The organism is Streptomyces sp. NPDC051173, assembly GCF_040689515.1.
GTDB lineage: Bacteria > Actinomycetota > Actinomycetes > Streptomycetales > Streptomycetaceae > Streptomyces.
In genome coordinates, this window is record NZ_JBFBBD010000060.1 from 1 (window position 1) to 23366 (window position 23366).

Consider the following 23366-nt stretch of genomic DNA (forward strand, 5'->3'; position numbering starts at 1 on the left):
TCTCGGTCTTCTCGACGGTGGCCGGAACGGTCTTCCGGCACTCCGTGGACGGCTCGTCCGGCAGACCCCCTGCGCGACCCTTCGGCGGCCTCTCAGGCGACGCTCCACGCGATGCCGTCCAGGATGTCGTGCTCGCTCACCACGACCTCCTGGGCGCCCGCCCGCTCCATCACCGAGCGGAGCACCAGCGCGCCCGCCGCGATCACGTCGATACGGCCCGGGTGCAGCACCGGGATCGCCTCGCGCTGCTCGTGCGTCGACGTCAGCAGCATGTCGGTGATCTCCCGGACCCGCTCCAGGGAGATCCGCGCGTGGTGGACCGCCTCCGAGTCGTACTCCGGCAGCCCCAGCGCGATGGCCGCGACCGTGGTGACCGACCCGGCCAGGCCGACGAGGGTGCGCGCCTCGCGCAGCGGCACCGTCTCCTCCGCGAGGTCCAGCGCCGCCTCGACGTCGGCCCGTATCGCGGCGAGCCCGTCGGCCGACGGGGGGTCGACGAGCGCGCCGTCCGCCGCGAGGTGACGCTCGGTCATGCGGACGCAGCCGACGTCCACGCTGCGCGCAGCCCGGACGTGGGCGTCGCCGACGACGAACTCCGTGGAGCCGCCGCCGATGTCCACGACCAGGAACGGCCTGTCCAGGTCGGCGCGGCCGGCGAGCTCCCTGGTCGCGCCGGTGAAGGAGAACTCCGCCTCCTGGTCACCGCTGATCACCTCGGGCTCCACGCCCAGGATCTCCACGATCCCGCGCACGAACTCCTCGCGGTTCTCCGCGTCGCGGGACGCGGAGGTCGCCACGAAGCGGGTCCGCTCGGCCTTCAGGTCGCGGATCACCTCCGCGTACTCCCGGCACGCGGCGAACGTGCGCTCCAGCGCCTCCTCCGCCAGCCGGCCCGTGCGGTCCACGCCCTGGCCGAGCCGGACGATCCGCATCCGCCGGTCCAGCTCGGTGAGCTCACCGGTCACCGGGTCGAGGTCGGCGACGAGCAGCCGGATGGAGTTCGTGCCGCAGTCGACGGCGGCTACGCGGGTCACTTCTCCTCGCCCCCGCACGGGCTGACGCACGGGCCCTTGGCCCACCACTCGGGGAGCATGGCGATCGCCTCGTCGCCCAGCGGGTTGACGCCCGGGCCGGCGGCCAGCGAGTGGCCCACGAGCACGTGCAGGCACTTGACGCGGTCCGGCATGCCGCCGGCGCTGGGGAAGCCCTCCAGGACCTCGATCGCGTCACGGCGCGTGATGTAGTCCTCGTGCGCCTTCTCGTACGCCGCGGCGAGCTCCGGGTCGGTCTTCAGACGCTCCGTCATCTCCTTCATGACGCCGTCCGCCTCCAGCGTGCCGATCGCGGAGGCCGCGCGCGGGCAGGTCAGGTAGAAGAGCGTCGGGAAGGGCGTGCCGTCCTCCAGCCGCGGCTGGGTCTCGACGACGTCGGGGTTGCCGCACGGGCAGCGGTGGGCGATGGCGCGCAGCCCGCGCGGCGGGCGGCCCAGCTGCTCCTTGAACGCCGCGATGTCCGCGTCGGTGGGCTCGGTGGGCTCGGTCTTCGGAGGAGGGGTGTCCATGTGCTCGCTCGTACTCGGTCTCGATGGAGGTCTCGGTGAAGCTCGGTGGGGGGGAAGCCCGATGGGAGGGGACGCGGTCAGCGGCCGGCGCCCGGGGCGTCCGAGGCGTCGGCCTGGTCCACGCCGTCCCAGAGGTTGCTGTACCAGGGCCGGTCGGCGGCACCCTGGTCCTTGGGCCGCCGGGCGGCGGCGCTGCCGTCGACCACGCTGTAGCCGGTCTCGCCGGGGCGGAGGTAGTGCAGGTGCTCACGGGCCTGCTGCTCGACGTACGCCGGGTCCTCCAGGCGCGCCTTCTCGTCCAGCAGCCGCTGCACCTGCTTGCGGGCCTGCTCGGTGCGCTGGCGCTGGCCGGCGATGTCCGAGCGCTGGGTGACCCATTGGCGCATGGGATAGGCGAGGGCGACGACCAGGGAGCAGACGACGAGCGCGAGCAGCGCCGCGCGCCCGGTGAGCCTGCCGCGGCGGCGGGTCCGCGCGCGGTACACCCGGGCCCGCGGGCCCCGCACCAGCGCCTTGAGTCTGGCCGCGGTCGAGAACCGGTCGCCCGCCACTTCGCCTCCCCGTGGTCCCTCGACAGCCTCGTTGACGAACGTACGTCCCCGGCCACGGTACGGGACCGTGGCCGGGGACGTGGTGAGGCTGTGGATATCACCCGGGGGTTTCGGCCCCCGGCGGGTGTCAGCCCTTGAAGCGCGGGAAGGCGCTGCGGCCCGCGTAGACCGCGGCGTCGTCGAGGATCTCCTCGATGCGCAGCAGCTGGTTGTACTTCGCGACGCGCTCGGAGCGGGCCGGGGCACCGGTCTTGATCTGGCCGCAGTTGGTGGCGACGGCGAGGTCGGCGATGGTGACGTCCTCGGTCTCGCCGGAGCGGTGCGACATCATGCACTTGAAGCCGTTGCGCTGGGCCAGCTCGACGGCGTCGAGGGTCTCGGTCAGCGAGCCGATCTGGTTGACCTTGACCAGCAGGGCGTTGGCGGCGCCCTCCTCGATGCCGCGGCCGAGGCGCTCGGGGTTGGTGACGAACAGGTCGTCGCCGACGATCTGCACCTTGTCGCCGAGGCGGCCGGTGAGGGTCTTCCAGCCGTCCCAGTCGTCCTCGAACAGCGGGTCCTCGATGGAGACCAGCGGGTACGCGGCGACGAGCTCGGCGTAGTAGTCCGTCATCTCGGAGGCCGAGCGGGACTTGCCCTCGAAGTTGTACGAGCCGTCCTTGTAGAACTCGGAGGCGGCGACGTCCAGGGCGAGCGCGATGTCCTGGCCGGGGGTGTAACCGGCCTGCTTGATGGCCTCGAGGATGAGGTCGAGGGCCTCGCGGTTGGAGCCCAGGTTCGGGGCGAAGCCGCCCTCGTCGCCGAGGCCGGTGGACAGGCCCTTGGCCTTCAGCACGGACTTGAGGGTGTGGTAGACCTCGGCGCCCCAGCGCAGGGCCTCGGAGAAGGACTCCGCGCCGATCGGAGCGATCATGAACTCCTGGATGTCCACGTTGGAGTCGGCGTGCGACCCACCGTTGAGGATGTTCATCATCGGAACGGGCAGCAGGTGCGCGTTCGGGCCGCCCAGGTAGCGGAACAGCGGCAGGTCGGAGGCCTCGGACGCGGCGTGCGCCACGGCGAGGGAGACGCCGAGGATGGCGTTGGCGCCGAGCGAGCCCTTGTTCTCGGTGGCGTCCAGGTCGAACATGGCCTGGTCGATCAGGCGCTGCTCGGTGGCGTCGTAGCCGACGAGCTCCGGGCCGATCTGCTCGATGACGGCCAGCACGGCCTTCTCGACGCCCTTGCCGAGGTAACGGTTCTTGTCACCGTCACGGAGCTCGATGGCCTCGAAGGCACCGGTCGAGGCACCGGACGGCACGGCGGCACGGCCCGTGGAGCCGTCGTCGAGGCCGACCTCGACCTCGACCGTGGGGTTGCCTCGCGAGTCGAGGATCTCGCGAGCTACGACGACGTCGATGGACGGCACGAGGGTCTCCTTCGTGTGTGTCTGGAGTTCTGCGAGCACGAGCCTAACGGGCGGCGGGGGCTCACCCTGCCGTCGGGACGCCCCACGGCCGGAAATTTGGAGCAAGTGGCGAGGTAATGGGGCGAATGGTGTTCGCTGAGCGATGAAGTGGGCCGGGCTTGGGTGCGGGTTTGCTTTTCCGCCTGCGGCGGGCTCGTTCCCCACCCCGCCCCTTCCCGAACTGGGGCGCGTGCCCCAGACCCCCGGCTACCGGTCTGTTGCCGCCTGCGGCGGGAGCGGCCTGCGGCCACGTCCTCAAACGCCGGACGGGCTGAATCGTGCGGACCGTAGCGAAGCGTGCTTCGGGGGTCTGGGGGCCCGGGGGCCGAGCCCGCGGAAAGACAGAGCCCCGCTCCGGCGCGGCTCGGGGTTCGCGTCGGAGCGGGGCGGTGTCGCCGTGCGCGGTACGGGTGCGGCGTGAGCCACCGCACCCACCGGATCAGCTGAGGTGCAGCTGCTGGCCCGGGAAGATCAGGTCCGCGTTGTCGACGACGTCCTTGTTGAGGTCGTAGAGCTTCTCCCAGCCACCCTTGACCTTGTTGGCGTCGGCGATCTTGCCGAGGGTGTCGCCTTCCTTGACCTCGTACTCGCCGTCGCCCTTCTGCACGGGCTTCGGGGCGGCGTGCTTCGGCGCGGTCTGCTTCGGGGCCGGGGCGGCCTCGGACTCGTCCTCGTCGGAGCTCTGCGCCTGCGGAGCGGCGTGCTTCGGGGCGGTCTTCTTCGGCGCGGCCTGGCGCTCGCTGCGGTCGGCGTGCGACTTGGTGGAGGTGCCGTGCGAGGCGGAGGACGAGTCGTCGGAGGTGTCGACGTCGGCCTTCGCGCCACCGGAGCTCAGGTTGCCCGCGCCGGCACAGCCCCAGGCACCGGGGCCCTGCATGGCGAGGAGCTTCTCGGCGACGGCGATCTGCTGGGACTTGCTGGCGTGGTCGGCTCGGTCGGCGTAGCTCTGACCGCCGGCGGCGTTCCAGGAGGACTGCGAGAACTGCAGGCCGCCGTAGTAGCCGTTGCCGGTGTTGATGGACCAGTTACCGCCGGACTCGCACTGGGCGACCTTGTCCCAGGTGGAGACGGAGGCGGCGTTCGCGGAGGTCGCGATCATCAGCGGGGCCGCGACCGCGGCGCCGGTGACACCGGCGAGCGTGACGATGCGGACGGCCTTGGACGGACGACGGTGCTTGCCCTTGGACATGAGTCGTTTCCTCACCGACGCCTACGAGGTGAGCTGTCGGGTTCGGGCTGTGAGTTCGCCCGGCCTCGTGTGCGAGCACACTCGGCTTCACCCCAAGCCGTCCCGGTCCCAGCGGACCGTTCCGGCGCCTACCTTGGTTCCCCCGCTCCTGCCTACGGCGCTTGCGCGACGACTCCGCCGGTCGCCGGCAGGATTCGGCGTGGCGACCGTGGTGCTCGCGGTGGCGAGCGGTCATGACGGTAAGCACTCCGGGCCGACGGGTTCAAACCCCTCTTTCCAGCCACAGTTGCCTCTTGTTACCCATAGAAACCTGACATTTCCGCAGGTGGGAGCGGGTGTGCCAAGTTTTGGAGGGGACCGTTCCGCGGAACTTCAACGAGACCCATGTCTCACTTTCGACTGGAACGGACATTCCCCCCGAACTGTCGGGCTATTTGCCGACCTCAAGCCGCTGACCAGGAAGGATCAGATCGGGATCGGAACCGACAACTTTCTCGTTGCGCTGGTACAGCGATTGCCATCCACCGTTAACGGAGTGAGCCTCCGCGATGACTGACAGATTGTCACCGGGCCGCACCGTGTAGTCCCCGGCGGCGGGCTTGTCCGTACGGGCGTCGCCACCGCCGCGCGAGGCACGGCCCTCGTCGCCCGAACGCGGCGGCTCGGCACGGTGCTTGCCCGAGCCCGAACCGGAACCCTGGCCGGAACCCTGACCGGAGCCGGTCTCCGGGCTGTCGGTGGACGGCGCGTGCGGGGACGCGGAGTCCGCGGGCGCCGGTGTGCCGGTGGACGGGTCGGCGGGCTTCTGCGTGGACGGCGCGCCCGACGTGGGGATTTCGGTGGGGTCGCCCGTGGGTCCGGTTGTCGGGCCGGTCGTGGGACTGTTCGCCGGGCCGCTCGTGGGGCCGCTCGGGTCCTTGCGGTGCTTGCCGCCTTCGGGCTTCCCGTCCCTGTCGCCCGCGGAGGGCGAAGGGGTCCCGGGAGAAGGCTTCGCGTCCGGGTTTGCCGACGGTGAGGCCGGGGCAGCCGGGGAAGCGGTGGAGTCCGACGGCGCGGAGCCGCCCGTCGCGGGTGCGGAGGGAGTGCGCTCCGGTGCACGCGGCGCGGGCGCGTCGTCCGTCGGCGCCTTGGTGCTGCCGGGGGTCACTTCCGGAGCCTTGCCGTCCTTGGCGAGGCCCGCGGCGGAGCCGCACGCCTGCCAGGGGCTCGCGCCGGCGTTCAGGACCTGCTCGGCGACGGCGATCTGCTGCTGCCGGCTGGCGAGGTCGGGGCGCGGCGCGTACGCGCGGCCCCCGTACTGCTCCCACAGCTCCTGGGTCATCTGCAGACCGCCGTAGGAGCCGTTGCCGGAGTTGGTGCTCCACGTCCCGCCGCTCTCGCACTGGGCGACGCGGTCCCACGTGGGGGCGTCGGCGGCGTTGGCGCCGGTGGCCGCGAGCAGCGGCATGGCGAGGGCGGACCCCGTCACCCCCGCTGCGACCACGACGGCGGGTACCTGACGGGGGCGACGATGTCGACCGTTCCCGGAGCGCATGCGATGGCCTCTCGTGTGACGGCGAATATGGTGGTCGAACATAGCCACCGGCCCCACGAGTCACAAGCCGGTGTAGCGCAGGTCACGCGGTGGTCACGACAGTTGACGCAGGGTCACCCGGCGCGTGTCTCGAACTCGACCGGCAGCGTGCGCAGTCCGCGCATGATGAGCCCGCCGCGCCACCGCAACTCCTCAGGATCGACAGAAAGCCGCAGGTCAGGGAGGCGCCGCAGCAGTGTCGCGAGCGCGGTCCTGCCCTCCAGCCGGGCCAGCGGGGCGCCCAGGCAGTAGTGGATTCCGTGCCCGTATCCGAGGTGCTGGTTGTCGGACCGGGAGAGGTCGAGGGTGTCGGGCTCGGCGAACCGTTCCGGGTCCCGGTCGGCGGCCGCGAGGACCACGAGCACGGGGTCCCCCTCGGCGATGCGCTGACCGCCGATCGTCAGCTCCTGCTTGGCGAACCGCCAGGTGGCGAGCTCCACCGGGCCGTCGTACCGCAGCAGTTCCTCCACACCGGTGGCGAGCAGGCTCTCGTCCCCTTCGGCGAGGGCCAGTTGGAGCCGCGCGCGCTGCTCCGGATTGCGCAGGAGGGCGTGGACACCGTTACCGATCAGGTTCACAGTTGTTTCGAAACCCGCAAAGAGCAGGATGAAGGCCATGGCCGCGGCCTCGTTCTCGGTGAGGTGCTCGCCGTGGTCACTTGCCCGGATCAGACCAGAAATCAGATCCTCGCCGGGGTTCTCCCGCTTTCGGTGGATCAGTTCCGCCAGATAGGTGCGCATCTTCTTCACCGCGCGGGCGACGCCGCCGCGCGGGCCGCCGCCGTGGCGGATCATCATGCCCGCCCAGTCGCGGAAGTCGTCCTGGTCCTCGGCCGGCACACCGAGCAGGTCGCAGATCGCATAGATGGGGAGGGGAAAGGCGAACTCGTGGATGAGGTCGGCGCTCCCCCTCGCGCAGAAGTCGTCGATGAGCCCGTCGGTCAGCTCCTGGACGCGCGGCGCGAACTCGGCGACCCGCCCCGGCGTGAACGCCTTGGACACGAGCCGGCGCAGCCGGGTGTGGTCCGGCGGGTCGATGTTGAGCAGGTGCGTCATCAGATTGGCGCTGCGCTCGCCCGGGATGCCGACCTTCCCCTTGCCGTGCGCGGACTCGCTGTGGTGCACGGGGTTCTTCGACAGCCGCTGGTCGGCGAGCGCCTGCCGGGCGTCGGCGTAGCGGGTCACCAGCCAGGCGTCCACGCCGCTGGGGAGCGCGGTGCGGTGGACGGGGGCGTTCTCGCGGAGCCAGGCGTACGTGGGGTACGGGTCTGCGGCGAATTCCCAGGTGAAGAGGGTGGGGATGGCGGTTTGGTTCTCGTGCACGTCTGCTGACGCTACCGGGTGGGTGGGGGCGGCCTGTCCCGACGACCACGGGTCGGCCCGGCGCCTGCGGCGGGCTTTCTCCCCAGCCCCGCCCCTTCCCGGCTGCGTCTGATGTGCGGCTCCGCCGCGTGGGGGGCTGCGCCCCAGCCCCCCCACGACTGCGGGCCGGGTTGCGCCTGCGGCGCTTTGTTCCCCTACCCCGCCCCTTCCCGAAACCGGGGCTGCGCCCCAGACCCCCAGCAACACGCTTCGCGCGTTGTCCTCAAACGCCGGACGGGCTGACTGCGCTGGCTACGGTCCGCACCACCCAGCCCGTCCGGCGATTGAGGACACGCCCGGCAGGGCCTACGTGTGGCCTCCGCCGCCGCTGCCGAAGCCGCCGCTGCCGCCCGGGTTCCACTTCTTGCGTTCCTCGGTGAGTTCCTCGGCGTGGCTGCCGGGGTTCCGCACCTCGTGCGGGAGGACGCGTTCCCCGTCCGCCTCGGGGAGGAGTTTGTCGGATTCGCGGTGTTCGGTGACGTAGCCGATCACGCCGTTCTCGTCGTTGTGCCCCGGCCCGTGGTCGGGCGACTCCGGGCCCGTGTCGTGTTCCTGACGTGTCTGCCAGGCGCCCGAGCGCCGCTGGGGCTGGGACGGCGGGGGTGGCTCCTTGTCGCGCTTCCGGAAGCCGTAGACGACGGCCAGGATCAGCAGGGCGACGACGCAGATGCCGACGATGAACTGGACGATGCCCCCGAGCCAGTCGGGGGCGGCGAGGTCGGTGTACTCGATGCGCATGGAACTCGGGTACCCGCCGACCCCCAGGACAAGTCGACATCTAGGCCGAACGGGTGTCCAGGCGCCCTGGGCCCGGTGTCACCCGGCGCGCTCCGCCGCGCGGATCGCGTCGCGGTAGGTGCGGGCCGCCGCTCGCAGGGCCGTCTCCGGGTCCACGCCGTCCGCTTCGGCGCGGGCCGCCAGGGCCAGCAGTTCGTAGCCGACGCCGTCGCCGGACGGGAGGGTGACGCCGATGCCCTCCGTACGGACCCGGGAGGCCAGCTTCGCGGCGAGGGCGAGGGCGGGCTGCCCCAGCGGGACGCCCTCGGTGACCGAGTCGCGGCGCTTCTCGTCCGCCTTCGTCCGCAGCCAGTGCGCCTTGACGTCCTCCGGGGTCTCGGCGCTCTCGTCGCCGAAGACGTGCGGGTGGCGGTGGACGAGCTTGTCGACGATCGTGCCCGCCACGTCGTCGACGGAGAACGGCTCGTCGGGGTCGTCCTGGGCGATCCGCGCATGGAAGACGACCTGGAGCAGCACGTCGCCGAGCTCCTCGCGCAGCGCTTCCCGGTCGCCGGTCTCGATGGCCTCCAGGAGCTCGTACATCTCCTCCAGCCCGTACTTCGCGAGGTCCTCGTGGGTGCGGATGCCGGTCCACGGGCAGGCGGCCCGGATCCGGTCCATGACCTGCACGAGGTCGAGGAGCCGGGCGCCGGGCAGGTCGTACGCGCCGGGGAGCAGCTCCAGCGCCGGCATGTCCTCGCGCCCGGAGCCGGCGAGCCGGGCCAGGCCGTCGGTGAGCGCGGAGTCGCCCTCGGCGGTGGTGAGGACGACGACGTCCCGGCCGCCGCCCGCCACGCAGTGGTCCACGAGCTCGCGGGCGGTGGCGGTGGCGTGCTCCACCTCGACGCCGGCTTCCCTGAGATAGGGGAGCTGCGGGTGGGCGGGGTCGGCGCAGAGCACGCGATCGGCTGTGCGCAGAGCCTCCCAGGCGGGCCAGGAGAGGAGGCCGGGGGCTACGCGGTGGCTGGTCGTGAGCAGGATGATGCGGCCGGAGTCGTTCACGGTGTCGAGCGTACGCTTCGCGCGGGGGCGGTTCGTGGGGCCGGTGGGGGTGGCTTCCGCCTGCGGCGGGCTTCTTCCCCAGCCCCGCCCCTTCCCGGCTGCGTCTGATGTGCGGCTCCGCCGCGGGCCCTTGGGGCGGGTGCGCGGCCGCCTGCGGCGGGCTTTTCCCCTACCCGCCCCTTCCCGAAACTGGGGGCAAGCCCCCAGACCCCGCAACACGCTTCGCGCGTTGTCCTCAATCGCCGGACGGGCTGATTTCGCTGGCTACGGTCCGCACCATCCAGCCCGTCCGGCGATTGAGGACGCGGCCGCAGGCCGCCCCCGCCGCAGGCGGCAACGGACCCGCGCTCGGGGGCCTGGGGCACGCGCCCCAGTTTCGGGAAGGGGCGGGGCTGGGGAAAAAGCCCGCCGCAGGCGACAGACGGCAGGCGGCTACGCCGGGTTCGCAGCCGGAGGCTCCGGGCGCAGCCACGGTTCCTGCAGCGGCTGCGCCGTCCCCCGCTTCGCGTCCCAGACGCCGTAGCGCGGGTTGACATCGACCCGCATCGCGTCGGACGTCCGCATGAGGATGTCGTTCGTCCGCGCCGTCCCGAACTTCGCGTCGAGTTTCGCGCGTGTGAGGTCCATCGTCAGGGCCTGGTCGATCTGGTCGGGGGCGATGCCGAGGGTCAGGAAGCGGGCGCGCACCGCGTCCGCGCCGCCGTTGGCCCGCTCGACGGCCGCGCGCTGCTCCTGGAGCTCGCGGCGGGTGACGGCGATGCCGTTGTCCGCGCCGGCCCGGGCGACGATGCGGTACTGGATGAGCCGGACGAGGGTGTCCTGGCCCAGCCGGGCGCTGTTGGCCGTGAGCTGCTGCCCCTGCGGGGAGGACCGCTGCGCGTCGCGTACGTCCGCCACCTGGCTCTGGAGCTGGGTGACGGTGATCCGGTCCTTGCCCACGACGGCCGCGGCGCCCGGGTGCGGGGCGGAGCCGCAGGCGGTGAGGGCCGGGGCCGCGGCGAGGAGGGCGACGGCGGAGACGGAGAGCGCGGTCCTTCGGCGGATCATGGAGCCTCCCGGCAGAGATCGTGCGGTACCTGGACCTGGTGGTGATCGATGGTAGGGAGTCCCTGTGATCCGGGCCACCCGTACGACCAACGATTCGTGGGTGGTTGAGGTGTTCGGGACCTGCTTCAGGCCCGCACCCGGCCCAGCCACTGGAGGGTGTGCCTGATCTCGGCGGGCAGCGGGTGGTGCGGTCCGTGCAGCCGTTCCGCGTCGTGGAGGAGGGCGGCGAGCGTGTCGTGCGCGGCCTGCCGGTCGCCGAGGGACAGCAGCAGATGGCCTGTCCTGCGGCGGATCTCCAGCGGGGTGGCGGGGTCGTCGGGGTGGTTCTCGAAGAGCGGGAGCAGCGCGCGGTACTCCGTCAGGGCGGCGACGGCCTCGCCGAGTTGCTCCAGGCACTGGGCGGCCTCGTACTGGAAGCGCAGCACCTGCCGGGCGGCGTGCGGGCCGCTGTCCTGCGCGTACTCCTGGGCGAGCAGCCGCAGTTCGGGCAGGGCGCGGCGGTACTGCCCGTCGTCCATCAAGGTGGCGGCGTACTGCTTGCGCAGGGTCCGGACGACCGTGGAGCGCTCGCCGTGTTCCGCCGCGGCGGCCGGGAGGATGGCGCCGAGGAGGTCGACGGCCTGGGTGATGCCGCCCTGGTCGAGCAGGCGCTTGACCTCTTCCACGGCCTCGGCGACGTCGGGGCCGCTGGGGGCCGGGGGCGGCGGGCCGACGAGCGCGGTCGCGGCGGGCTGCGCGGGGGCGGAGGCGGCGGGGGCCCGTTCGGGCCAGGGCGCGTGCGGCAGGAGGAAGGGGCGGGTGGGGTTCATCGGCCCGGACGGCGGGCCGCCCGCCGCGCCCGGCACGGGCAGCAGCGGGGCGAGGGCCCGGTAGGCCTCCTGGGCGTCGGCGAGCCGGTGCAGCGGGTCCTTGGCGAGCAGCCGCAGGACGAGCTCTTCGAGGGCCTGCGGCACCTCGGGGCGGAGTCTGCGTACGGGTACGGGCGGCTCGTAGAGGTGGCGGTGCAGCACGCCCAGGGCGGTGGATCCGGCGAACGGGACCTCGCCGCTGAGGAGTTCGTGCAGCAGCACGCCCAGCGCGTAGAGGTCGGTGTACGGGCCGACCGCGCCGCCCATGGCCTGTTCGGGGGCCATGTAGGCGGGGCTGCCGATGGGTGAGCCGGTGCGGGTCAGCCGGGTGGTGTCGGTGTCGAGGACGGCCGCGACGCCGAGGTCGAGGACGAGCACGGAGCCGTCCGGGCGGACCATGACGTTCCGGGGCTTGAGATCGCGGTGGACGATGGGCACGGCGTGCACGGCGGAGAGCACCGAGCACAGCTGCGCGGCCACCGAGACGGCCCACTGCCAGGGGTAGGGATCGTGCTCGGCGAGGTGGTCGGCGAGGTCGGCGCCCTCGACGTACTGCATGACGAGGTAGAGCTCCTCGCCGTCGCTGCCCGCGTCGTGGACGGTGACCAGCCCTCGGTGGTCGACCTGCGCGGTGACGCGGCACTCGCGGACGAAGCGGCGGCGCATCTCGTCGGCGCCCTCGGTCCCGGCCATCCGGTCGGGGCGCAGCAGCTTCACGGCGACGCGGCGGTCCAGGCGGCGGTCGTAGGCGGTCCAGACCTGGCCCATGCCGCCTTGGCCGATGACGGTGGACAGTTCGTAGCGTCCGGCGATGACGCGGCCGTTCACCGGTCGTGCTCCCTGCGGTCCCGGGGCTCCCTGCGGAGCAGATCACTGAGTTCGTCCAGCTCGGCGCGCACCTGGTCGATGCGCTGGGGCCGGTGGGGGCGCGGCGGGGGCTGTGGCGGGCCGGGCAGCGGGGGCGCCTGGTCCGCGGTCACGGCCTGCGCCGACTCGGGCGTGGGCTGCGGGCGCGCGTGCCGGGGGCGGCGCGGGGGCGGGGGCTGGGGGGCGGAGTGGCGCGGCTCGTCCATGTTCCGCGGGGCGGGCCCCGGCTGAAGGGGCATCACGTATTGAGGCTGCGTCAGCTGCTGGTGGACGTGCGGGCCGTACGGCTGCGGCGGGTAGCCGTAGCCGTACGGCACGGCCGGGGCTGCCGGTGCCGCCACGGGCTCCGGGCCGCCGTCCGCCTCGCGCTGGATCCTGGTGTCGGTGCGGATGTAGAGGGTGAGCGTGGCCGCGGCGAGGAGCAGCAGGCCGGCCAGCCCCGCGTCGTCCCAGCCGGTGCCGGACAGGGACTTGCGCATCATCGACAGCAGGACGACAGACGCCACCAGCACGGTCCAGAACAGCGCCCAGTCCCGGGCCCGTCGGCGCACGATGGCGAGCCGGAGCACCGGGACCCAGCACAGGATCCCCACCGTGCACACGGTGAGCACGACGACGACCACCCGGATGGTGATCACTGTCGCCCCGCTGGGGCGCCGAGGCGGCGTGTGGCCTGGGCCGTTCATTGCTGCTCCTGGGGTCCTGGTTGTACCTGAGCCTATCTACGACTCCGGCGGGGCCGCCCCAGTTGTACGGATCGGACGGTGCGACAGATCACTCCGGCCGGACGGTGCCGTCCGCCAGCCCGTCGTAGAGCCCCTGGACGAGGTGTTCGCCGAGCCGTTCGGCCTGGCGCAGGGCCTCCTCGAAGGCGGCGACGGCGCGGAAGCGTTCGCCGTAGCGGCGCTGGTCGGCCGCGGGCATGCGGGGCACCTGGAGGCGGCGGACGTCGAGGCGGGTGGCGGTGGAGGCGTAGCTGCTGGCCTGGCGGCGGCCCGCGGTGCCGCGCAGGAACCCGGCGAGGAACCAGGGGTCGAGGGCGGCGGGGTCGGTGCGCAGCAGGAACAGCCCGCGCCCGAGGGCGGCTCCGGCGGTGGCCTCGTCGACGACGCGGGCGGCGGTGACGTCGCCGAGCACGGGCACGACGACGTCGTCGCGGCGGAGGAGGACGGGCTCCTCGGCCGGGCCTTCGGGGAGGGTGCCGGAGGGTGCGCCTCCGTATTTCACGTCGTGGTCGGTGAGGACGGGCGGGGCCGTCCCGTCGGGGCCAGGCGCGGTGCCGGGGCCGCCCGCGCGCAGCACCAGGGCTCCGGCGCGGGCGAGTTCGCCGACGGTGGTGGTGGGCCAGCGGGCCGGTCCCGCGGGGTCGGCGGGCCGGCCGGGGGCGAGTTCGGCGGTGCGGCGCAGGGCGAGGGTGAGCCGGTCGTGGACGTCGGCGAGCTCGGCGGTGCCGCCGCCGGGCGCGGGCGGCGGGAGGTGGCGGGCGGGGGCGAGGTCCACGTCGTCGTCGAGCAGGTCGATGACGGGCAGGGAGCGGCAGCGGCCGGGCTGTTCGGGGACGGTGCCGTCGCGGTCGAAGTCCGCCCAGGCGTCGAGCACGGCGCTCCGCACCGTCTGCCAGGGCAGCTTGTCACGGCCCGCGGCGGCGGTGGGCGCGGCGCCCGCGGTGTCGACGAGCAGGACGTGCGGGGCGGGTGACTGCCGGGCGTCGGGGCGGCGCAGCACCCACAGGTGCAGGGGGATGCCGTAGGGCGGGGCGGCGCCGGCGGGCAGGGCGACGACGGCGCGGAGGGCGCCGCGGCGCAGCAGGTCGGCGCGGATGCGGCGGCCGGAGCGGCGGGACGCGGCGGCCGGGGGCATCAGCAGGACGGCGGTGCCGCCGTCGCGCAGCCGGGCGAGGGCGTGCTGGACCCAGGCGAGCTCGGACTCGGTGCGGGCGGGGAAGCCGTACTCCCAGCGGGGGTCGTAGGCCAGCTCCTCGTGGCCCCAGTTGCGCTCGTTGAAGGGCGGGTGGCACAGGACGGCGTCGGCGGCGGTCCCGGTGAAGGCGTCGGCGCGCAGGCTGTCGCCCGCGTGGACGCGCACGGGGGCGTCGGTGTGCAGGGCGAGGCGGAGCGCGGTGAGCGCGGCGAGGTCGGGGTCGAGCTCCTGGCCGTGGACGGCGGCGGCCCCGGGGGCGCCGACGGGATGCGCCGCCGCGTGCAGCAGGCCGCCGGTGCCGCAGGCCGGGTCGAGGACGGTGCCCTTCTCCCGGCGGCCGGTGCCGGTGCCCAGGGCGAGGGCGGCCATCAGCTCGGCCGGGCCCTGCGGGGTGAGGGTGTACTGCCGGGGGTTGGCGTCGAGGTGGCGGCCTAGCAGGAACTCGTAGACCCCGCCGGCGCCGCGCTGCGCGGCGAGTTCGGCGGCGCCGCGTACGAGGGCGGTGGAGGCGGCCAGTTCGGCGGCGGTGGGCAGGGCGACGGGGTGGCCCTGGCCCAGCCGGGCGGTGAGCACGGCGTCCAGGGCGGCGGGCAGTTCCTCGGCGAGCGCGGGATCGGTGAGGGCGGCCAGGCCGAGCCAGGTGGTGGGCCGGTCGCGGACGAGGAGGAGGACGGCGCCCGCGTGCCGGAGGGCGGTGGCCGCTCCTGCGGGGTGGCCGGTGAGCTGCTGCCAGGTCCGTTCCTCCGGGGAGACCTCGGCGAGCTTGCCCTGGCGGCGCAGCCAGTCCTCGACCTCGGCGAGGGCGAAGGCGGGGCTGGTCTCGGTGCCGCCGACGGGCTGCGGGAAGTCGGCGTGGCGGCGCCGCCAGTTGCTGACCGCCGCCCGGCCCACTCCGGCCAGCCGGGCGATCCCGGCCGCGGTCACCTCGGCTGCGCTGTCCGGCACCGGGCTCCTCCCCATCGTCTCCGAGCCATTCGCTGAGGTGCCGAGCATACCCGCGGAGGCGGGGCACCCCCCTTCACAGGCGTGAACCGACCCATCATTGTGAATCTTGTTGACTCGGTTCACAGCTTCTGCTGTCATTGACCTATCGGTTCACGAACTTCCCCACGCCGAAAGGTGTCAGTGATGGCTCACCACGCCCACCCCCAGCCCAAGCAGCGCAGCTGGTTCGCCCGGCACAAGGTGCTCACCGGCGCCGGCGCCCTCGTCGCCGTGATCGCCATCGGCAGCGCGGCGGCCGGAGGCGGCGACGGGGACGACAAGCCCACCGCCGCGTCCGCCGGCAAGGGCACCGACGCCGGGAACGCCACGGACAAGAGCGCCGACAAGAACAGCGACAGCGTCAAGAAGAAGGCCGACATGTCCGGCAGCGGCACCTACCAGATCGGCAAGGACGTCAAGCCCGGCACCTACCGCTCCACCGGCAACAAGCTCGGCTGCTACTGGGAACGGGCCAAGGACTCCAAGGGCGAGATGGACTCGATCCTCGCCAACGACAACGTCGTGGGGCCCGCCTACGTGACCATCGCCGACGGCGACAAGCTCTTCAAGACCCGCGGCTGCAAGGGCTGGAACCTCGTCACCGACGAGAAGAGCGGCACCCCCAAGAGCGAGGTCCCCGGCAACGGCATGTACCGCGTCGGCGTCGACATCGCCCCCGGCACCTACAAGGCCGACGGCAACAAGTCCGGCTGCTACTGGGAGCGCGACAAGGACGCCCTGCACGGCATGGACTCCATCGAGGCCAACGAGAACATCACCGGCAGCGGCATCGTGACGATCACCCCCCAGGACGCGTACTTCAAGACCAACGGCTGCGCCGCCTGGAAGAAGACCGCCTGACCGCACGCGGCACCGCACCAAGACCGGCCGGATCGGAGCCAACCGCACGCGGCGGCCCCTCGTCCTTCCCAGGAGGACGGCCCCGCCCCGACGGTCCCCGCACGGAACTTTCCGGCAGCCGCCACAGGCGCGCGCGGCATCCTGGACACTTCACTGAGGCCCCGGGAAGTCCGGGGAGGAAACCGCCGGAGAAGAAGAGGGAACACGCATGGACCCGGCCGCAGCCGCCACCGGACCGGCACCCGCCCGGCGCGCGGCCGAGGAAGCACCCGCCGCCCGCCCCCGCACCACCGGCCCGCGCGCACCCCGGCTCGACCCGTACTGGCTGGCCGGCACCCTCTTCGTCCTCTTCACCGCGCTGTCCGTGTGCCGGCACCGCAGGATGCTCACCATGTCCTGGGACCTGGGCATCTTCGAACAGGCGATACGCGGCTACGCCCACCTCCAGGCACCCATAGCCGACCTCAAGGGCCCCGGCACCAACATCCTCGGCGACCACTTCAGCCCGGTCACCGCGCTCGTCGCACCCTTCTACCGGCTCTTCCCCTCCCCCGTCACCCTGCTCGTCGTCCAGGCCGCGCTGTTCGCCCTCTCCGCGATACCCGTCACCCGGCTCGCCGCCGGGCTGCTGGGCCGCAAGCGGGGACTGGCCGTCGGCATCGCGTACGGACTCTCCTGGGGAGTCCAGCGGGCCGTCGACTTCGACTTCCACGAGATCGCGTTCGCCATGCCGCTGCTGGCGTTCTCCCTGGAAGCCGTCGTCCGCAAGCGATGGCGGGCCGCGGCATGGTGGGCCGCGCCCCTCGTCCTCGTCAAGGAGGACCTCGGCATCACCGCCGCCGCCATCGGCGCGCTCATCCTGATCCGGCTGCACGGCGACCGGAAGCGGACCGGCGGCACCCGCGACACCCACGCGACCGCCCTCGCCGTGGGCCTGCTCGCCTTCGGGCTCGCCGCCACCGCCCTCACCCTCGGCGTGATCATCCCGGCCTTCAACAGCGGCGGCGCGTACGACTACTGGAACAAGCTCAAGGGCGGCGACGGCCCCGCCCCCGTCATCCCCCTCGACACCGCGGTGCGCACCCTGCTGTGGACCCTGCTGCCCACCACCGGGCTGCTCGCCCTGCGCTCACCCGTGCTGATCGTCGCCCTGCCCACCCTGGGCTGGCGGTTCGTCTCCCACGACGAGCACTACTGGGCCACCGACTGGCACTACAGCGCCGTCCTCATGCCCGTCGTCTTCATCGCCCTCACCGACGCGCTCACCGGCGCGAGCCGCGACCGGCGGCCCTGGCTGCGCTCCTACGCGCACCACCTGCCCGGCGCCGTCCTCGCCGCGGCGCTCGCGCTCACCGCCTCGCTGCCGCTCTACTCCCTCACCCAGGGCGAGACCTACCGCGTGCCCGCGAGCGTGCACGCCGCCGAGAAGCTCCTCGCCCGCATACCCGACGACGCCACCGTCGAGTCCGACGTGGGCCCCATAAGCCGGCTCGCGGGCCGCTGCCGCGTCTTCTGGATCGGCGACACCCGCGGCATCACCCCCGACTACGTCGCCCAGCACGTCCTCGACGGCAGACCGCCCGCCGACCTCGTGGCCGACGCCGAGAAACTGCACCCCGGCGCCCGCTACGCCCTCCTCGGCAGCGACGGCGGCTACGCCGTGCTCCAGCGGGTTTAGGGCCTGTCCGGCGGATCTTGTGGTCGGTTCTGCGGGCCGTCTGCCTCCCCCCAGAGGTGCCCCCACGGGCTGGATTGCGCACCCGCATCAGCCACATCCAGCCCGTCCGGCGCTTGAGGACACCGCCGCGCAGCGGTGGTGCGGGCGACACCGCCCGCAGAACCGACCACAAGATCCGCCGGACAGGCCTTAGCCGCTCACCCCAGGATCGTCGTCAGGAACTCGCCCGTCCACGCCAGCAGTTCCCGCCCCACCAGAGGCTTCCCGCCGATCGGGCGGGTCGCCGGGCGCGGCACCAGGATCTGCTGCGTCGCGGGCTTCATGACCGTACGCGGATAGAGCCGCTTCAGCCGCAGCTCCCGCGACTCCCGCAGCTCCACCGGGCCGAAGCGCACGTTCGCGCCCTGGAGCGTGATGTCCGAGACGCCGCACGCGCGCGCCAGCATCCGCAGACCCGCGACCAGCAGCAGATTCTCCACCGGCTCCGGCAGCTTGCCGTAGCGGTCGGTGAGCTCCTCGCGGACCGCGCGGACGTCCTCCTCGCTGTTGGCCGAGGCGATCGCCCGGTACGCCGCCAGGCGCAGCCGCTCACCCGGCGCGTAGTCGTGCGGGACGTGCGCGTCGACCGGCAGCTCGATCTTCACCTCCAGCGGCGCCTCCTCCTCCACACCGCCCTCCAGCGACGCGCGGTAGTCGGCCACCGCCTCGCCGACCATGCGGATGTAGAGGTCGAAGCCGACGCCCGCGATGTGACCCGACTGCTCCCCGCCGAGCAGATTGCCCGCGCCGCGGATCTCCAGGTCCTTCATCGCCACGTACATGCCCGCGCCCATCTCCGTGTGCTGGGCGATGGTGGCCAGCCGCTCGTGCGCCGTCTCGGTCAGCGGCTTCTCCGGCGGATACAGGAAATAGGCGTAACCGCGCTCACGGCTGCGGCCCACCCGGCCGCGCAGCTGGTGCAGCTGCGACAGGCCGAAGTTGTCACCGCGCTCCACGATCAGGGTGTTGGCGTTGGAGATGTCGATGCCCGACTCCACGATCGTCGTGGAGACCAGCACGTCGAACTTCTTCTCCCAGAAGTCGACCACGACCTGCTCCAGCGCGCTCTCCCCCATCTGCCCGTGCGCCGTCTGGATCCGCGCCTCCGGCACGATCTCCCGCAGCCGCGCGGCCGCCCGGTCGATCGACTCCACACGGTTGTGGATGTAGAAGACCTGGCCCTCGCGCAACAGCTCGCGCCGGATGGCCGCGCCGATCTGCTTCTGGTCGTACGGCCCGACGAAGGTCAGCACCGGGTGCCGCTCCTCCGGCGGGGTCGTGATCGTCGACATCTCCCGGATACCCGTGACGGCCATCTCCAGGGTGCGGGGAATGGGCGTCGCCGACATCGTCAGCACGTCGACATTGGCCCGCAGCTTCTTCAGCTGCTCCTTGTGCTCGACACCGAAGCGCTGCTCCTCGTCGACGATGACCAGGCCGAGGTCCTTGAACTTCGTCTCCGAGGAGAACAGCCGGTGCGTGCCGATGACGATGTCGACCGAGCCGTCCCGCAGCCCCTCCAGCACCGCCTTCGCCTCGGTGTCCGTCTGGAAGCGCGACAGGGCCCGGACGTTGACCGGGAACTGGGCGTAGCGCTCGGAGAACGTCCCGAAGTGCTGCTGCACCAGCAGCGTGGTGGGCACCAGCACCGCCACCTGCTTGCCGTCCTGCACCGCCTTGAAGGCCGCGCGGACCGCGATCTCCGTCTTGCCGTAGCCGACGTCGCCGCAGATCAGGCGGTCCATGGGGACGGACTTCTCCATGTCCTCCTTGACCTCGGCGATGGTGGTGAGCTGATCGGGCGTCTCCGCGTAGGGGAAGGCGTCCTCCAGCTCGCGCTGCCAGGGGGTGTCCGGGGCGAAGGTGTGGCCGGGGGCGGCCATGCGCGCCGAATACAGCTTGATCAGGTCGGCGGCGATCTCCTTGACCGCCTTCTTCGCGCGCGCCTTCGTCTTCGTCCAGTCCGCGCCGCCGAGGCGGTGCAGGGTGGGCGCCTCCCCGCCGACGTACTTCGTGACCTGCTCCAGCTGGTCGGTGGGGATGTAGAGCCGGTCGCCGGGCTGGCCGCGCTTGGCCGGGGCGTACTCCACCAGCAGATACTCGCGGGTGGCGCCCTGCACCGTGCGCTGCACCATCTCGACGTAGCGGCCGACGCCGTGCGACTCGTGGACGATGTAGTCACCGGCCTGGAGCGTCAGCGGGTCGATGGTCTTCCGGCGGCGGACCGGCATCCGGCCCAGGTCCTTGCTCACGGACTTCTGGCCGGAGAGGTCCGTCTCCGTGAGCACGGCGAGCTTCAGGCCGGGGTCGACGAAGCCGTTGTCGAGGCTGCCGCAGGAGACGTGCACGACGGACGGCGCGAGACCGTCGATGTCGGCGTCGAGCCGGGCCGCGATGCCCTCGCCGCCCAGCACCTCGACCGTACGGGAGGCCGGGCCGTGGCCCTCGGTGACGAAGACCGTGCGCCAGCCGTCGGCCAGCCAGCCCTTGGTGTCCGCGAGGGCGCGGGCGGTGTCGCCGCGGTAGCTCTCGGGGGCGTGCATGCCCAGCTTGAGCGTGTCGCCGTCCCCCGCCGCGCCAGCGGCATATGCCAACGTCTCATCGGCGGCGAACGGACTGACCGACCACCACATCATGCCCAGCTCGCGCGCCCGGTCCCGGACGTCCGCGATGCCCCACAGGGAGGCCGCGTCCACGTCGATCGGCGCCTCGCCGCCGCCCGCGGTCGCCGCCCAGGACGCCTGGAGGAACTCCTGGCTGGTGGCCACGAGGTCGGCCGCCCGGGTCCGTACGCGCTCCGGGTCGCAGACGACGGCCATGCTGCCCGCCGGGAGGACGTCCAGCAGCAGCTCCATGTCGTCCACCAGGACGGGGGCGAGGGACTCCATGCCCTCCACGGCGATGCCCTCGGCGATCTTGCCCAGGAGCTCGCCCAGCTCCGGGTGCTCCTCCGCGAGCGCGGCGGCCCGCTCGCGCACGCTGTCGGTCAGCAGCAGCTCACGGCAGGGCGGCGCCCACAGGCCGTGCTCGGCGGCCTCCAGGGACCGCTGGTCCGCGACCTTGAAATAGCGGATCTCCTCGACGTCGTCGCCCCAGAACTCCACCCGCAGCGGGTGCTCCTCCGTCGGCGGGAAGACATCCAGGATGCCGCCGCGAACCGCGAACTCGCCGCGCTTCTCGACCAGTTCGACCCGGGCGTACGCGGCGGCCGCCAGTGCCTCCGTGACCTCGCCGAGGTCCGCACTCTGCCCCGTGCGCAACGAGACGGGCACCAGGTCACCGAGCCCCTTGACCTGCGGCTGGAGCACGGAGCGCACGGGCGCGACGACCACGCTGACCGGACCAGCCGCCGGGTCGTCCTTGCTCGGGTGCGCCAGCCGGCGCAGCACGGCGAGCCGCCGGCCGACCGTGTCCGAACGCGGCGACAGCCGCTCGTGCGGCAGCGTCTCCCAGGCCGGATACTCCGCGACACTGTCCGGCGGCAGCAGCGAACGCAGGGCCGCCGCCAGATCCTCCGCCTCCCGCCCGGTGGCGGTCACCGCCAGCACCGGCCGCCGGGTCATGGGGGCACCGCCCGTGCCGTTCAGGCTACGGGGGCGCGCGAGCGCGGCGATGGCGAAGACCCGCGCGGCGGGCGGACCCACCAGATCGACATGCGGCCGGTGACCGTCGGAGGCGGCCTTCACCGCTTCGGCGAGCGCCGGATCATTGACGACGGCGTCGAGCAGACCGTGCAGACTCATGAAGGGCTTCCGTCCCGGGGGTGGGCAACGCGAACGACCCGACGCGTGGATGACGGGCCGGGGCTGGGTCCCAGCGTACGACGGGGGGCTGACAGCGGCCGCCGGAACGATCCTGCCGGGGCGGCTCGCGGCCAGGCCGTGTCCGGCGGGTCTTGTGGTCGATTCTGCGGGTGATCGTCGTCCGCACCACCGCTGCGCGGCGGCGTCCTCAAACGCCGGACGGGCTGGGTGTGGCGGATGCGGGTGCACAATTCAGCCCGTGGAGGCGAGCGTCCCCTTTTACTGGCGCGTCGAGCGCGGTGAGGGCAACTTCCCCGTCCTCCACGAGTTCCGGCTGGACGAGCCGAGCGGCGTCTACGCGCCCGCCAATCGCCCCGAAGGCGCTTCCCACGCCGACCGCTTCCGCGCCGAGGTCCCGTTCCCCGTGGAGATCGACCTCAAGTCCATCTTCCGGTTCTGAGCGGCGGGCCCCGCTTACGACGGCGAGACCGTGACGTCCCCGCCCTGCGTGTGCGCCTTGATCCCGTGCGCGGAGCGGTCGTCCGTGGGGACCGTGACCTTGCGCGTGCCGCCCTGCGTCGAGGCCTCCACCGCGTAGGAGTCCCTGGGCACGTGGATCTCGACGTCGCCGCCCTGCGTACGGCCGTCCACGGAGTCCGGCACGCGGGTGAAGGCCGCCGTGACGGTCCCGCCGCTCGTCCGCGCGGTCGCCTTCTTCGCCGCGGAGTCCTCGATGGTGATGTCACCGCCGCTGGTGTGCGCGGCGATCTCGCCTGACGTGCCGCGCACGGTGATGTTGCCGCCGCTCGTGCGCAGGTCGACGGCGACCGTACGGGGCACGAGCACCTCGACGTTCACGGTGCACCGGTGGTTCGAACCGCCGCAGTCGTCGCGCTCCAGCGTGAAGCGGCCGTCCTTGAGGCTGTGCCGGGGGTCGGGCTTCTGGCTGCTGTACTCGTACTTCTCCGTCACCCGCACCGGCCCGCCGCTCCCCTCCATGGGCACGACGGTGATGTTCCCGCCGTTGGTCGCGGCGTCGACGACCTTGACCTGGCCGTCGAGCGTGTACGCCCGCTCGGCCTTCTTCGTCGGCCCGTCGACCATCGAGCAGCCGGCGGTCAGCAGGGCCAGCGCGACGAGGGGCAGGGCGATACGGGGAGCGAGGTGTCTGGCCATGGCGGGTACGGGCTCCAGGATCTGAGGCGCGATCAGTCGGACGAGTCCATTCTCGGTGCACCCCCGAGGCCCGCCTCTAGACCCGGCGGATGACGCGTTCCCTAGGGGAAGCGGGACAGCCGTAACAGGCCCGCACCATCAAGCTCGTGAGGGCGCCCCCTACCCGCCCGCCCCGGTCAATTCCACCAACTTCATGACCGTGTTCCAGTTCCGCGAGGTCGCCACCCCCGGCGAAATCCGCGCCAGGACATCCGCGAGCTTCGAGCGGCCCAGGCCGTCCGGGGCGTAGAGACAGAGCGCACGGTCGCCCAACCGGAAGTCCTCCGGCAGGAAGCGGGACGGGTCGACCTTCGTGAAGTCCGCCGCCGTGATCGGGTTCGCGAAGTACGTGACGTGGAGTTGCTTCGGTTCCAGGGAGGCCGCCGGGAAGGGGCAGGCGTCGGCGATCGCCTTCAAGTAGGCGTGGTCGCGCACCAGGACGTCCACGGCGAAGCCGAAGCGCTCCTCGACGGCCTGGCTGAGCCGCGCCGCGAGAACCGCTTCGTCCGTCGCCGCGCTCGTGAAGACCGCGTTGCCGCTCTGGAGGTGCGTGCGGACGTCCCCGTAACCCGCTTCCGTGAGCAGGGCCCGTAGGTCCGCCATCGGGACCTTCCTGTGGCCGCCCACGTTGATGCCGCGGAGAAGCGCCGCGTATGCCTTCGTCGTCATGTCCGCACAGCTTAGGAGCGGGGTCCGGCAGAGC

19 protein-coding genes and 1 riboswitch are annotated in these 23366 nt (G+C 72.7%); of the genes, 3 read left to right on the top strand and 16 right to left on the bottom strand.

Annotated features, from left to right (window positions below; genetic code table 11):
* Positions 1-92 precede the first annotated feature (92 nt).
* The 13 genes from AB0435_RS25725 to AB0435_RS25785 all read right to left on the bottom strand — a co-directional run bounded on the left by AB0435_RS25725 (position 93) and on the right by AB0435_RS25785 (position 15088).
* Positions 93-1034, bottom strand: a complete 942-nt coding sequence (locus AB0435_RS25725; RefSeq protein ID WP_366006336.1) for a Ppx/GppA phosphatase family protein — start codon at positions 1032-1034, stop codon at positions 93-95.
* Positions 1031-1561, bottom strand: coding sequence for a DUF501 domain-containing protein (locus AB0435_RS25730; RefSeq protein ID WP_366006335.1), 531 nt, complete (start codon positions 1559-1561; stop codon positions 1031-1033). The genes AB0435_RS25725 and AB0435_RS25730 overlap by 4 nt, the downstream gene beginning before the upstream one ends.
* A 77-nt stretch (positions 1562-1638) precedes the next feature.
* The gene (locus AB0435_RS25735) at positions 1639-2112 is read right to left on the bottom strand and encodes a septum formation initiator family protein (RefSeq protein WP_366006334.1); all 474 of its coding nucleotides are present in this window, start codon (positions 2110-2112) and stop codon (positions 1639-1641) included.
* Positions 2113-2239: 127 nt separating this feature from the next.
* Positions 2240-3520, bottom strand: coding sequence for a phosphopyruvate hydratase (gene eno / locus AB0435_RS25740; protein WP_366006333.1), 1281 nt, complete (start codon positions 3518-3520; stop codon positions 2240-2242).
* A gap of 478 nt (positions 3521-3998) precedes the next feature.
* Complete coding sequence (locus AB0435_RS25745) at positions 3999-4748, bottom strand: transglycosylase family protein (RefSeq protein ID WP_366006332.1); 750 nt, start codon at positions 4746-4748, stop codon at positions 3999-4001.
* A 3-nt stretch (positions 4749-4751) separates the two neighbouring features.
* Positions 4752-4918: riboswitch (cyclic di-AMP (ydaO/yuaA leader) on the bottom strand.
* Positions 4919-5178: 260 nt separating this feature from the next.
* Complete coding sequence (locus tag AB0435_RS25750; RefSeq protein ID WP_366006331.1) at positions 5179-6231, bottom strand: transglycosylase family protein; 1053 nt, start codon at positions 6229-6231, stop codon at positions 5179-5181.
* Positions 6232-6395: 164 nt separating this feature from the next.
* Complete coding sequence (locus AB0435_RS25755; RefSeq protein ID WP_366006330.1) at positions 6396-7643, bottom strand: cytochrome P450; 1248 nt, start codon at positions 7641-7643, stop codon at positions 6396-6398.
* Between the two features lie 345 nt (positions 7644-7988).
* On the bottom strand, positions 7989-8420 hold the full coding sequence (locus AB0435_RS25760) for a DUF6479 family protein (protein WP_366006329.1): 432 nt from the start codon (positions 8418-8420) through the stop codon (positions 7989-7991).
* A 78-nt stretch (positions 8421-8498) separates the two neighbouring features.
* Positions 8499-9680: a nucleoside triphosphate pyrophosphohydrolase gene (locus tag AB0435_RS25765; protein WP_366428059.1), complete on the bottom strand. Its 1182-nt coding sequence runs from the start codon at positions 9678-9680 to the stop codon at positions 8499-8501.
* A 213-nt stretch (positions 9681-9893) separates the two neighbouring features.
* Positions 9894-10508 (bottom strand): SurA N-terminal domain-containing protein, encoded by a 615-nt coding sequence (locus AB0435_RS25770; RefSeq protein ID WP_366006327.1) that lies wholly within the window; start codon positions 10506-10508, stop codon positions 9894-9896.
* A 125-nt stretch (positions 10509-10633) separates the two neighbouring features.
* Positions 10634-12184, bottom strand: coding sequence for a serine/threonine-protein kinase (locus AB0435_RS25775; protein ID WP_366428060.1), 1551 nt, complete (start codon positions 12182-12184; stop codon positions 10634-10636).
* The gene (locus tag AB0435_RS25780; protein ID WP_366006325.1) at positions 12181-12909 is read right to left on the bottom strand and encodes a hypothetical protein; all 729 of its coding nucleotides are present in this window, start codon (positions 12907-12909) and stop codon (positions 12181-12183) included. The genes AB0435_RS25775 and AB0435_RS25780 overlap by 4 nt, the downstream gene beginning before the upstream one ends.
* 88 nt (positions 12910-12997) lie before the next feature.
* On the bottom strand, positions 12998-15088 hold the full coding sequence (locus AB0435_RS25785) for an N-6 DNA methylase (protein WP_366428061.1): 2091 nt from the start codon (positions 15086-15088) through the stop codon (positions 12998-13000).
* A gap of 183 nt (positions 15089-15271) precedes the next feature.
* Between AB0435_RS25785 and AB0435_RS25790 the strand changes: the two genes are divergently transcribed.
* Positions 15272-15988 (top strand): hypothetical protein, encoded by a 717-nt coding sequence (locus AB0435_RS25790; protein WP_366428062.1) that lies wholly within the window; start codon positions 15272-15274, stop codon positions 15986-15988.
* Positions 15989-16196: 208 nt separating this feature from the next.
* Positions 16197-17666, top strand: coding sequence for a DUF2079 domain-containing protein (locus AB0435_RS25795; protein ID WP_366006322.1), 1470 nt, complete (start codon positions 16197-16199; stop codon positions 17664-17666).
* Between the two features lie 197 nt (positions 17667-17863).
* On the opposite strand, the gene mfd is transcribed toward AB0435_RS25795, so the two are convergent.
* Complete coding sequence (gene mfd, locus AB0435_RS25800) at positions 17864-21448, bottom strand: transcription-repair coupling factor (protein WP_366428063.1); 3585 nt, start codon at positions 21446-21448, stop codon at positions 17864-17866.
* Between the two features lie 259 nt (positions 21449-21707).
* On the opposite strand from mfd, the gene AB0435_RS25805 reads away from it, so the two are divergent.
* Positions 21708-21908, top strand: coding sequence for a hypothetical protein (locus tag AB0435_RS25805; RefSeq protein ID WP_366006320.1), 201 nt, complete (start codon positions 21708-21710; stop codon positions 21906-21908).
* Positions 21909-21922: 14 nt separating this feature from the next.
* Here AB0435_RS25805 and AB0435_RS25810 read toward each other — a convergent pair whose 3' ends face one another.
* Together AB0435_RS25810 and AB0435_RS25815 are read right to left on the bottom strand one after the other, a co-directional pair.
* Positions 21923-22624: a DUF4097 family beta strand repeat-containing protein gene (locus AB0435_RS25810; RefSeq protein ID WP_366428064.1), complete on the bottom strand. Its 702-nt coding sequence runs from the start codon at positions 22622-22624 to the stop codon at positions 21923-21925.
* Positions 22625-22783: 159 nt separating this feature from the next.
* Positions 22784-23332: a DUF1697 domain-containing protein gene (locus tag AB0435_RS25815; RefSeq protein ID WP_366006317.1), complete on the bottom strand. Its 549-nt coding sequence runs from the start codon at positions 23330-23332 to the stop codon at positions 22784-22786.
* Between the last annotated feature and the right edge of the window lie 34 nt (positions 23333-23366).